The sequence below is a fragment of the Aeromonas veronii genome, from assembly GCA_041319085.1.
GTDB classification, from domain to species: Bacteria; Pseudomonadota; Gammaproteobacteria; order Enterobacterales; family Aeromonadaceae; genus Aeromonas; species Aeromonas veronii_F.
Genome location: CP101033.1, coordinates 3,546,960 through 3,558,611 on the forward strand (window position 1 = coordinate 3,546,960; position 11,652 = coordinate 3,558,611).

The following is an 11,652-nucleotide window of genomic DNA, read 5'->3' on the forward strand; positions in this document are numbered from 1 at the left end:
TGATGCAGATCAAAAACAAAAAAGCCGCCCAGACAGGGCGGCAAGCGGGTGGATAAAAGGAGAGACAACTCAGGTTTGCAACAGAACATAACAATCAAGCGGGTTGGGGCAAGGCCTGGTCAGCTGCCCCGGCCCGGCACTTCCTCAAGCCAGCATACGTACGCTGTAGCCGGCTTGGCTGACTATCAGGCCAGATAAGCGCGCAGCATCCAGACCAGCTTTTCCTGCTGCTGCACATAGTCGGAGAGGATGGCGGCAGTGCCCTCATCACCGGCTTCGGCGGCCTGGCCCAGAATACGGCGCTGGGCGACCAGCAGTTCGCGGAAGCTCTCCAGCAGGGATTCGACACAGGCGCGGCCATCGTGCAGCCCCTTTTGCTCAGAGATGGCAGAGACTTTCAGGTAGTCGCTGAAGCTGTGCATCGGCACCCCGTCCAGCGTCAGGATCCGCTCGGCCAGCGCATCGACTTTCAGCAACAGGTCGTTGTAAATCTCTTCAAATTTCAGGTGCAGTTCGAAGAACTGGTTGCCACGGATATTCCAGTGGAAGCCGCGCACGTTCATATAGAGGATCTGGTAGCTGGCCAGCAATTTGTTCAACTCGGCTGCCAGGGCTTGTGATTGAGCAGTATCAAGACCAATCGGACTTTTCATCATTCACCTCCAGATTTGGAAATCGGTTTGAAATTCTCTTTCGGAACGCAGTCAGAGTAACGCCTTGCAAAATGCAGGGACAATTGCTTGTGCCTAACTGTTTGATAGCTAACGGCTATCAAACAGTACGCAGCAACGGGGGCAATGGATGAGGATTAGGGGAAGTATTTTTCGAGCAGCGCCATCAGGATGGCCTGGCACTCGCGGTCAGGTTCGCTATCGACCTTGCTGGCGCGAAAGTGGAGCTGAAAAGCGCCCATGACGGCGCGGCTCTGCTCATCCCACTGGCCGGTCTGGGGCAGGCCGTAGCCATAGCGGGCCAGTTGCTGTTGCCATATGGCCGCATCCCAGTCGGGCAAGGAGCTGACCAGTAGCTCGGCTACCCGCTCTTCATCGGGCCAGGCGCCGACCCCGTACGTCAGATAGAGCTGGCGCCAGGGGAAGTGGGGGCCGGGATCCTGCTTGCGCTCGGGGGCGACATCGCTGTGGCCCAGCACCTGGGTCTGTGGAATCTGGTAGCGGGCGACCAGCTCCCGACTAAGGGCGCCGACGGCAGCAATCTGCTGCGGGGTATAGGGTTGCCAGCGGCGGGCATCGGGGGCCAGCGGCTCATCTTCTGCTGGATAGCCGAGGTTAACGATCTCGATGCCAAGGGAGCTGGCATTGAGCCCGGCATATTGGTGCCAGCGGCTGCGTCCCGCATGCCAGGCGCGCGCGCTGTCCGGTACCAGCTGATAGACCGGCAGCGGGGTCTCGTTACTGTCGCGGGGGATCAGGTAGTGGGCGCTCACCTTGTGCTCCGGCTCGGTCAGCAGGCGCAGGGAGTTGGCATCATCTTCATCGGTGTAGTGGAGGATCAGAAAGGCGATCCGCTCGTTCTGGTTGGCGCTCTGATAGCGGGTTGAGAGCTGATACTCGGACGGAGTACAACCACCCAGCAGCAGAACCAGTGGCAGAAAGAAGAGGGGAAGAAGACAGCGCCAGCGCCATCCCCCTGCCACAGCCAGTCTGCTGAGCGTGGGAGGAGTGCGTCGCTGGCACATGTCGAAGGCCCTGCCCGGTCAGCCGCGCGGCGTGTTAGCTGCGGTATTTGGCAGTGAGGCCGATCAGGAAGTTGCGCAGGATCTGATCCCCGCAATCCTGATAGTGCTTGTGATCCTTGGAGCGGAACAGGGCACTGAGCTCGGACTTGGAGAGGTTGAAGTCGGCGAGCTTGAGCGTGCCGAGCATCTCCTCTTCTTTGTAGTTGAGGCCAATGCGCAGCTTGCGCAGGATCATGTTGTTGTTGATCCGGTTCGGGATCACCTGGGCTGGGGCATCTTCCCGCACGCCACGGCGCGCGATGATGAAGCCATCGAGGAACTGGCTCAGGGCCGAGTCGGGACAGGCAACATAGCCTGCCTCTTGCTCTTCACCTTCTGCCGCCTCTTTCATCAACCAGCTGTGCAGCTGGGCGTGAGTGACCGTCAGATTGCCCTTGGCAAACATCTCGACCATCTGGTCGTTACTGATGGTGAGGGCGTAGCGCAGACGGCGCAGAATATCGTTGTTGGTCATGCTGACTCCTGTGTAAACGGCGCAACTTTACCATCTGGCGGCCCTCGCGTCAGAAAAAGCGGGGGCCGGTACAGTTCAGGTCACGCTCATCAAGCCTTACCGAGGTAGCGGGGCGCCTCCTGGCGCACCCGTTCCAGCGCATCTTGCAGCTCCAGCAGCTCGGGCTCCAGCTCGCTGACCGGCACGCCGTCACGCAGCTGTTGCTCCAGCTGGGAGAGCAGCCGTTGCAGTCCCGGCACCCCGGAATAGGCACAGCCACCGTTGAGGCGATGGAGCTGAGCCAGCACGTCGCTGTCCTCGATCTCGCCAGCCAACGCGCTATCCAGTACCGGCTCGACCTCGTCGAAACTGGCCAGCAGCATGGTCAGCATCTCTTTGGCAAGATGCTCTTTCCCCGCCGCCTGCCGCACCGCCAGCGCCCAGTCGATCTGCTGGGCGCCATCATTCTGGTGGCGACGATGGGCAAAATCGGTGATGAGCTGGGCCAGCATATTCTCGTCGATGGGCTTGGCCAGATAGTCGTCCATCCCCTGCCGGATCAGCCGCTCCCGTTCTCCGGGGATGGCGTGGGCGGTCACCGCCACGATCGGGGTGGTGGTGTTGAGGGACTGGTTGCGGATCGCCTGGGTGGCGCTGATGCCATCCATGATCGGCATCTGGATATCCATGAAGATGATGTCGAACGGCTGGCTCTGGGCCTGCTTGACCGCCTCCTTGCCGTTTTTGCACACCACCACCTGACTCACCATCTCCTTGAGCATGGCGGCGATCAGCTTGAGGTTGGCGGCGTTGTCGTCCACCGCCAGCACCTTGATTGGCTGCAACTGGCGCGGCGCAGGCTGGGCAGGCAACTTCTGGCGGCTCGATTCCGGCGAGAGCAGAGCGTGCAGCAGCTTGCGGTGGTTGACCGGTTTGGATAGACAGTGCTGGGCGCCATGAGCCAGCATCGCCTCATAGAGCGCCGGCTCGTGGCTGCTGAGCAACACTATGGTGTTCTGCTGCTGGCAGTTCAGTTTGTCGAGGCGGCCGAGCACCTGCTGCGGCGTATGCAGGGTGCTGCTGCCGATGATCACCATCTCCTGCTCGCTCATCTCGGGCCAGGGATCATCGCTGGTCAGTGGCTGCACATCGAGGTGCCACTCCGCCAGCAGGGCAAGCAGCGAAGCTTGCGCGAAGGGATCCGGTTCCAGCAGCCAGAGCCGTTTGCCACGGATCCGATCCAGCGGCAGTTGCTCGGTCTGGGGCAGGGGCGAGACCTCCACATCCAGACTGAACGAGAAGATGGAGCCCTTGCCGAGCTCCGATTCGAAACGGATCTGGCCGCCCATCTGCTGCACCAGCTTCTGGGTAATGACCAGGCCCAGGCCCGTGCCGCCATAACGGCGGGAGATGGAGGAGTCGGCCTGATTGAAGGCCTGGAACAGCTGATGTTGCTGCTCTGCCGAGATGCCGATGCCGGTATCGCGGATCTGGACGTTGAGCCTCACCTTGTGGTTGCCACTGCCGATCTGCTCGATATGAACATCGACGTTGCCCTGTTCGGTGAACTTGATGGCGTTGCCGGTGAGGTTGGTCAGCACCTGTTGTAGACGCATGGGGTCGCCGGTGAGGGTGTCCGGGACGTCGGCATCCACCCGCAGGGAGAGCTCCAGCTGCTTGTCGTGGGCGCTGGGGCCGAGCAGGTGCATGGTCTCGTTGAGGGTGTCGCGCAGGCTGAACGGGATGTGCTCCAGCTGCAGCTTGCCCGCTTCCAGCTTCGAGAAGTCGAGGATGTCGTTGATGATGCCAAGCAGGTTGCGCGCCGATTTCTCGATGGTTTGCATGTAGTCGGTCTGGCTCGGGGTCAGGCTGGTTTTCAGCAGCTGGCGGGTAAAACCGATGACCCCGTTGAGCGGAGTGCGCAGCTCGTGGGACATGTTGGCCAGAAACTCCGACTTGACCCGCGCCGCCTCTTGCGCCCGTTTCTTGGCCATGTCGAGCTCGACGTTCTGGATCTCGATCTGCTCCAGGGTTTCGCGCAGGTCAGAGGTGGCCTGATCGATATTCTGCTGCATCTCTTCGTGATATTCGGAAAGCGCCTTGGCCATGGCGTTGATGCCGTTTTTCAGCATATCCAGCTCGCCGGTGAGCTGACCGCTGACCCGGGTATCGAGCCGCCCCTCCCTGATCTTGTGCACCGCCTGCACCATATTGGTGATGGGCTGGGTCACGCTCTTGACCAAGCGGAAACCAAACAGGGTACTGAAGGCCACCCCGATGAGCACCATGATCACCGCAAAGAAGGTGTCGCGGTACTGCAGCAGCATGGCCCGATCGGTCGCCATCTGCATCGAGATGTAGCCGATCATCGGCGGCTCTACATCGCTGGGCAGCGGGAAGCCATCCAGACTGGTTTCGGCCTGGATCGGGGTGCGCAAGATGATGTCGTCCCCCTGAAACGTCACACTGGTCAGATCCGGAATGGGCTCGCCATCGGGCAGCCTGAGCCGGGTGAAATCCCGGTGGTAGTTCGAGGTGACGAACAGCTGGTTGTCCTGGGTGAAGACCGCGATGGACTTGATGAAGGGGGAGTTCTTGCGGTGGGTCAGGCCAATCAGCCGCTTGAGAGATTCGCGACTGTGCTGAGTCATGCCATATTCACTGGCGATGGCCAGCGGTTCGATGATGTTGATCCCCTGATCAATGAGGTTGTTTTCCAACTGCTGGTAGCGGTGGAAGGTGAAGTAACCGGCCATCAGGCCACCGATGATCAGGGTCGGCAGGATGGTGAAGGCGAGAACGCGTGCTCTCAGGCCATATTTGGTCATACGAACAGGCCACCAGTGAACAGGGTTGGCGATAGGGTTGATGGCAATGCACGGGCTCTGTGGCCGTATTTGGTCATACTATTATTCTTGTGGGACAATACCCGGCAGCAGATTCCACAATCATGACATAGCCACCTATAGGCACCAAGTTTTATGGCCCAGTTTTTCAAGCCCCAAAAGAAGTCCACCCAGCTCCAACGCATTGAATTTACGATAGACACTCTCGATCACCACTGCGTTGGTATCGGTCGCCATCAGGGCAAGGCGATCTTCGTCGAAGGGGCACTGCCCGGCGAGACCGTCAAGGCACGCATCACCGAAGAGAAAAAACAGTATGGTCACGCCGCCTTGCAACAGGTGGTGACCCCGGCGGCCAACCGCATCGCCCCCTTCTGCAGCCACTATCGCGAGTGCGGCGGTTGCAGTGCCCAGCACATGTCGGTTGCCGATCAGCAAGCCGCCAAGGCGACCGGACTGGTCAGCCTGTTCGAGCGGTTGGGCAACATCAAGGCGCCAGCGCTGGAGCCGGTACTGACCGGTGAAGATCGTGCCTACCGTCGGGTCTGTCGTCTGGCCATCAAATTTGACAAGAACGGTCGCTGCACCCGGGTCGGTTTCCGCCGCCGTAACAGCAACGATCTGGTGGAGATCGATGGTTGCCCGGTGCTGGCCGAGCCACTCTCTGCGCTGATTGCCCCGCTGCGTGAGTGCCTCAATCGCCTCAAGAGCCAGCGCGAGCTGGGCCATGCCGAGCTTATCCAGGCCGAGCAGGGGATCATGATGCTGCTGCGCCACACCGGCCGCCCCAATGAGGCGGATCGCGCCCTGCTGGTGGAGTTTGCCAAAGCGCAGGGGATCGACCTCTATCTGCATGCTGCCGATGAGCGCATCGAAGCGCTGCAGCAACAATTTTCCCCATCCTACTCGCTGGATGGCCTGTCTCTTGCATTTGCTCCCGGTGATTTCATTCAGGTCAACGCCCCCATCAACCAGAGCATGGTGGAGCAGGCACTGACATGGCTCGGGGCGAGCAAGGATGACAAGGTGCTCGATCTCTTCTGCGGTATCGGCAACTTCACCCTGCCGCTGGCCCGTCAGGCTCGCGAAGTGGTGGGGGTCGAAGGTGAACTGGCCATGGTGCAGCGGGCCGAAGAGAACGCCCGTCGCAACGGCATCAGCAATGCCCGATTCTACAAGGCCGACCTGAGCGATGACATCATCGGCATGTCCTGGGCGCGGGAAGGGTTTGATCTGGTGCTGCTGGATCCAGCTCGCCCCGGTGCGCTGGAAGTGATGGGACACGTCGTGAAACTTTCACCGAAGCGGGTGGTCTACGTCTCCTGTAACCCGGTCACCCTGGCCCGGGATAGTCAGGTACTGGTGAAAGGGGGCTATCGTCTGGTGCGCCTCGGTATGCTCGACATGTTCCCTCACACCGGTCATCTGGAGTCCATGGCGCTGTTTGAACGGATCTAGGCTATGGGGTATCCAGATGTTCCGTAGCCGCGGTCATCTGGAGTCCATGGCGCTGTTTGAGCTGGTGTGATTGGGGTAATCTAGACCCTCGTCGTTCGGCAGGGCCTGTTGGTGCGCTCTATTGTCTTTCTGGACAATATGCCTTGAAAAGTGCGCCGGATATCCCCATTTGAGGCAATCTCATGAGGGGAGAAAGTGACAGCTTTCGGCCCGATAATTTAAAGGATTGATACCATGGTTGCGGTTCGCGATATTCATTTGAAAGACAACTTCACCCTAGAAGAGTGGGTCAGCTCGCTCTCCTTGAGTGACAGTGACAAGGATCAGCTGCGAACCGTTTACCAGTACTGTCTGACGCTCGGTGACGAGGCGCTGACCAGCAAGCTGCTGGTGCGCGGCATCGAAATGGTGGGCATCCTGCAGATGCTCAGCATGGATATCGGTACCCTCAAAGCGGCCATCATCTACCCCTTCGTCGAAGCCGGTCTCATCAGCCAGGAGCGGATGGACGAGGACTTCGGCGCCAAGATCGCCAAGCTGGTGGAAGGGGTGCTGGAGATGGAGGCCATTCGCTCCCTGCAAACTCTCCATCGCAGCGAAACCTCACCGGAGCAGGTCGACAACGTGCGTCGCATGTTGCTCGCCATGGTCGAGGATGTGCGCGCCGTGGTGATCAAGCTGGCGGAGCGGATCGCCTGCCTGCGGGAAGCGAAGACGGCAGATGAAGAGACCCGGGTGCTGATGGCCCAGGAGATCACCAACATCTATGCGCCGCTCGCCAACCGTCTGGGCATCGGCCAGCTCAAGTGGGAGCTGGAAGATCTCGCCTTCCGTTACCTGCACCCGGATACCTACAAGCAGATCGCCAAGCAGCTGGATGAGAAGCGGCTCGATCGGGAGCGCTACATTCAGGAGTTTGTGCGCTCCTTGCGCGATGCGCTGAAAGAGGCGGGGGTCGAGGCCGAGGTCTACGGCCGACCGAAACACATCTACAGCATCTGGCGCAAGATGCAGAAGAAGCACCTCGAATTCAACGAGCTGTTCGACGTGCGCGCGGTGCGGGTAGTAACCAAGCGGCTGCAGGATTGCTATGCGGCGCTCGGTATCGTGCATACCCAGTTTCACCACATTCCCCGCGAGTTTGACGACTATGTCGCCAACCCCAAACCCAACGGCTATCAGTCGATCCACACCGTAGTGGTGGGGCCCGAAGGCAAGACCGTCGAGATCCAGATCCGTACCGACCAGATGCATCAGGATGCCGAACTCGGCGTCGCGGCCCACTGGCGTTACAAGGAAGGGGCGCAGGCCGGCGGCAAGGCCAACACCTTTGAAGACAAGATCGAGTGGCTGCGCAAGCTGCTCGCTTGGCAGGAGGATCTCTCCGAGAGCGGTTCCCTGCTGGAAGATCTGCGCAGTCAGGTGTTCGAGGACCGGGTCTACGTCTTCACCCCGAAAGGGGATGTCATCGACCTGCCGGCAGGCGCAACCCCGCTTGATTTTGCCTATCACGTTCACAGCATGATTGGCCACCGCTGCATCGGCGCCAAGATTGACGGCCGCATCGTGCCGTTTACCTACGCGCTGCAGACCGGCGATCAGGTGGAGGTGATCACCCAGAAGGAGCCGAACCCGAGCCGTGACTGGATGAACCCCAACGCCGGCTTCCTGCGCTCCAGCCGGGCGCGGGCCAAGGTGGCAACCTGGTTCAGAAAGCTGGATCGGGACAAGAATATCGTGGCCGGTCGCGAGCTGTTCGAGAAGGAGCTGGATCGCCACAACCTCAGCATGTCGAAGATCGACAAGGGCAACATGCTGCGGCGTTTCAATCTGGAGAGCACCGACGATCTGCTGGCCGGTATCGGCAGTGGCGATATCCGTATCAACCAGGTGATCAACTACCTGGACACCTGTTACAACAAGCCGACAGCGGAAGAGGAAGATCGCCGTCTGCTGGAGAAGCTGGAGCAGAAGGCCAATGCGCCGATGCGCCACAAGCCCAAGGATCACATAGTGGTGGAAGGGGTCGGCAACCTGATGACCCATATTGCCCGCTGCTGCCAGCCGATCCCGGGGGACTCCATTCAGGGCTTCATTACCATGGGCCGCGGTGTCTCCATCCACCGGGAAGATTGCGAGCAGCTTAAGGAGCTGTCACGGCGCAATCCGGAGCGGCTGATCGATGCGGTGTGGGGGGAGAACTACTCCGGCGGCTATGGCCTCACCATCCGGATTCTCTCCAACGACCGCTCCGGCCTGCTGCGCGATATCACCACCGTGCTGGCCAACGAGAAGATCAACGTGATGGGGGTGCGCTCACGCTCCAACGTGCGCGAGCAGACCGCCGAGATCGACATGGAGCTGGAGATTTACAACATCAACGCCTTCAACCGGGCGTTAGCCAAGCTCAGCCAGCTCAACGATGTGATCAGCGCCAAGCGGCTTTGATAGCGAACAGACCGGCCCCAGTGGCCGGTCTGTATTTACGACCCTTTTTGAACGAATTGAAAGCGAATATCCCATGTCCCAACGTTACGACCTCTCTCAACTGCTCGATATCATGGCTCGTCTGCGCGACCCGCAAAACGGCTGTCCCTGGGATCTGAAACAGGACTTCCAGACCATAGTGCCGCACACCCTGGAAGAGGCCTACGAGGTGGCCGATGCCATCGAGACCGAGGATTGGCAGGGGTTGAAAGGGGAGTTGGGCGACCTGCTGTTTCAGGTGGTGTTCTACGCCCAGTTGGGTAAAGAGCGGGGCTTGTTCGACTTTGCCGATATCGTCGATACGGTGAGCGAAAAGCTGATCCGTCGTCATCCCCACGTTTTTTCCGATACTGACCTTGCCAACGAGCAGGCGGTAAAAGTGAACTGGGAGGCAGAAAAAGCCAAAGAAAGGGCGGCACTCGATAAAGAGAGCGTGCTGGACGATATCCCGCAGGCGCTGCCGGCCCTGACCCGCGCAGCCAAGATCCAGAAACGCTGCGCCACCGTCGGCTTTGACTGGAAGACGCTGGGGCCGGTCGTGGACAAGATCCACGAAGAGATCGACGAGGTGATGGAAGAGGCGCTGATGGCCGACGTGGACGAGGCGCGGGTGAGCGACGAGCTCGGCGACCTGCTGTTTGCCACCGTCAATCTGGTGCGTCATCTGGGCAAGGATCCGGAGCAGGTACTACGGGGCGCCAACGCCAAGTTCGAACGTCGCTTTCGTCAGGTTGAGCAGTTTATCGCCGCAGAAGGCTTGAAAATGACCGATTGTACCCTCGAAAAGCTCGATGCTACCTGGGATCGGGCCAAGGAAACCGAGCAAAGTTGATTTGGCGCAAGATGGGGGGGCGATGAGCCTGATAGATTTTTGCTCATTGTTTGGGAAAGGGGTTTTTGGTATACTGTTTCCCCGTCCTGCTTCATCCCCGAAGCACCCCTTAAAATTCCCTAAACTTCTTTCAGGTTCAGCATGACGACCAAATATATTTTTGTTACTGGTGGCGTTGTTTCATCCCTCGGCAAAGGCATTGCCGCAGCTTCTCTGGCAGCCATTCTGGAAGCCCGTGGTCTGGATGTGACCATCATGAAACTGGACCCGTACATCAACGTGGATCCGGGCACCATGAGCCCGACCCAGCATGGTGAAGTGTTCGTAACCGAGGACGGGGCCGAAACCGATCTGGATTTGGGCCACTACGAGCGTTTCATCCGCACCAAGATGACCCGTCGCAACAACTTTACCACCGGCCGTATCTACGCCGACGTATTGCGTAAAGAGCGTCGTGGTGACTATCTGGGCGCCACCATTCAGGTTATCCCGCACATCACCAACGCCATCAAAGAGCGGGTGATTGCCGGTGCCGAAGGCCATCAGGTTGCCATCGTCGAAGTGGGCGGTACCGTGGGTGACATCGAGTCCCTGCCGTTCCTCGAAGCCATTCGTCAGCTGGCTGCCGAAGTGGGCCGCAACAACGCCATGTTCATGCACCTGACCCTGGTTCCTTACCTGGCTGCGGCCGGTGAAGTGAAGACCAAGCCGACCCAGCACTCCGTCAAAGAGCTGCTCTCCATCGGTATCCAGCCGGATGTGCTGATCTGCCGCTCCGACCGTGCCATTCCGGCCAACGAGCGCGCCAAGATTGCCCTGTTCTGCAACGTGCCCGAGCGCGCCGTCATCTCCATGAAAGACGTCGACTCCATCTACAAGATCCCGGCACTGCTCAAGTCCCAGAATCTGGACTCCTACTTCACCGAGCGTTTCGGTCTGGAGTGCAAAGAGGCTGACCTGTCCGAGTGGGAACAGGTGGTCTTTGAAGAGGCCAACCCGACGGCAGAAGTGACCATCGGTATGGTCGGCAAGTATGTATCGCTGCCGGATGCCTACAAGTCCGTCAACGAGGCGCTCAAGCACGGTGGTCTCAAGACTCGTCTCTCCGTCAACATCAAGTACATCGATTCTCAGGATATCGAGACCCGTGGCGCTGAGCTGCTGGAAGGTCTGGACGCGATCCTGGTACCGGGTGGCTTCGGTGAGCGTGGCGTGGAAGGCAAAATCCAGGCGGCCCAGTATGCGCGCGAGAACAAGATCCCTTACCTGGGTATCTGCCTCGGCATGCAGGTTGCCATGATCGAATTCGCTCGCAACGTGGCGGGCATGGCAGGGGCTCACTCCTCCGAATTCAAGAAAGATTGCGCCTACCCGGTCGTCGGCCTCATCACCGAGTGGGTGGATGAAGAAGGTAACGTCGAGACCCGTACCGAGAAGTCTGATCTGGGCGGTACCATGCGTCTGGGTTCCCAACTCTGCCACCTGGTCGAAGATTCCAAGGTGCGTCAGATGTACGGCAGCCCGACCATTTACGAGCGTCACCGTCACCGTTACGAAGTCAACAACAAGCTGCTGCCGCAGATTGAAGCGGCAGGTCTGAAAGTAACCGGTCTCTCTGCCGACAAGAAGTTGGTGGAAATCATCGAGATCCCGGATCACCCCTGGTTCGTGGCGGCGCAGTTCCACCCGGAGTTCACCTCTACTCCCCGTGATGGCCACGCCTTGTTTGCCGGTTTTGTGAAGGCGGCAGGCGAGTATCAGAAGCGTAATTTGAAGTAACTGAAAATAAATGCGGTTGGGGCACTGTGCCACAGCCGCTTTTTTTGGCATATTTTTGTTG

8 protein-coding genes are annotated in these 11,652 nt (G+C 59.4%); 4 read left to right on the forward strand and 4 right to left on the reverse strand.

The genetic code is table 11. The features are described 5' to 3' along the window. Positions 1 to 185 precede the first annotated feature (185 nt). The 4 genes from NMD14_16910 to barA all read right to left on the reverse strand — a co-directional run bounded on the left by NMD14_16910 (position 186) and on the right by barA (position 5,017). Positions 186 to 653 carry a DNA starvation/stationary phase protection protein gene (locus tag NMD14_16910; protein XEI32393.1) on the reverse strand — a complete coding sequence of 156 codons (468 nt, stop codon included), beginning with the start codon at positions 651 to 653 and terminating at the stop codon, positions 186 to 188. Between the two features lie 155 nt (positions 654 to 808). Beyond that, positions 809 to 1,696 (reverse strand): N-acetylmuramoyl-L-alanine amidase, encoded by an 888-nt coding sequence (locus NMD14_16915; protein ID XEI32394.1) that lies wholly within the window; start codon positions 1,694 to 1,696, stop codon positions 809 to 811. Positions 1,697 to 1,730: 34 nt separating this feature from the next. Continuing rightward, positions 1,731 to 2,210, reverse strand: a complete 480-nt coding sequence (locus NMD14_16920) for a DUF1456 family protein (protein XEI32395.1) — start codon at positions 2,208 to 2,210, stop codon at positions 1,731 to 1,733. A gap of 89 nt (positions 2,211 to 2,299) precedes the next feature. Beyond that, positions 2,300 to 5,017 carry a two-component sensor histidine kinase BarA gene (barA, locus tag NMD14_16925; GenBank protein XEI32396.1) on the reverse strand — a complete coding sequence of 906 codons (2,718 nt, stop codon included), beginning with the start codon at positions 5,015 to 5,017 and terminating at the stop codon, positions 2,300 to 2,302. A 153-nt stretch (positions 5,018 to 5,170) separates the two neighbouring features. On the opposite strand from barA, the gene rlmD reads away from it, so the two are divergent. The 4 genes from rlmD to pyrG all read left to right on the forward strand — a co-directional run bounded on the left by rlmD (position 5,171) and on the right by pyrG (position 11,591). Then, on the forward strand, positions 5,171 to 6,493 hold the full coding sequence (gene rlmD / locus NMD14_16930; GenBank protein XEI32397.1) for a 23S rRNA (uracil(1939)-C(5))-methyltransferase RlmD: 1,323 nt from the start codon (positions 5,171 to 5,173) through the stop codon (positions 6,491 to 6,493). Between the two features lie 234 nt (positions 6,494 to 6,727). Further along, a complete protein-coding gene (gene relA / locus NMD14_16935; GenBank protein ID XEI32398.1) occupies positions 6,728 to 8,941 on the forward strand; it encodes a GTP diphosphokinase in 2,214 nt (737 codons plus the stop codon). A gap of 73 nt (positions 8,942 to 9,014) precedes the next feature. Beyond that, on the forward strand, positions 9,015 to 9,812 hold the full coding sequence (gene mazG / locus NMD14_16940) for a nucleoside triphosphate pyrophosphohydrolase (GenBank protein ID XEI32399.1): 798 nt from the start codon (positions 9,015 to 9,017) through the stop codon (positions 9,810 to 9,812). A 141-nt stretch (positions 9,813 to 9,953) separates the two neighbouring features. After that, a complete protein-coding gene (gene pyrG, locus NMD14_16945) occupies positions 9,954 to 11,591 on the forward strand; it encodes a CTP synthase (glutamine hydrolyzing) (protein ID XEI32400.1) in 1,638 nt (545 codons plus the stop codon). The last annotated feature ends 61 nt before the right edge of the window (positions 11,592 to 11,652 follow it).

Excerpts from the sequence above, each read along its gene's own strand:
- mazG (XEI32399.1), top strand. The coding sequence starts at position 9,015 with ATGTCCCAACGTTACGACCTCTCTCAACTGCTCGATATCATGGCTCGT.
- NMD14_16915 (XEI32394.1), bottom strand. The coding sequence starts at position 1,696 with ATGTGCCAGCGACGCACTCCTCCCACGCTCAGCAGACTGGCTGTGGCA.
- pyrG (XEI32400.1), top strand. The coding sequence starts at position 9,954 with ATGACGACCAAATATATTTTTGTTACTGGTGGCGTTGTTTCATCCCTC.
- relA (XEI32398.1), top strand. The coding sequence starts at position 6,728 with ATGGTTGCGGTTCGCGATATTCATTTGAAAGACAACTTCACCCTAGAA.
- NMD14_16910 (XEI32393.1), bottom strand. The coding sequence starts at position 653 with ATGAAAAGTCCGATTGGTCTTGATACTGCTCAATCACAAGCCCTGGCA.
- barA (XEI32396.1), bottom strand. The coding sequence starts at position 5,017 with ATGACCAAATATGGCCTGAGAGCACGCGTTCTCGCCTTCACCATCCTG.
- rlmD (XEI32397.1), top strand. The coding sequence starts at position 5,171 with ATGGCCCAGTTTTTCAAGCCCCAAAAGAAGTCCACCCAGCTCCAACGC.
- NMD14_16920 (XEI32395.1), bottom strand. The coding sequence starts at position 2,210 with ATGACCAACAACGATATTCTGCGCCGTCTGCGCTACGCCCTCACCATC.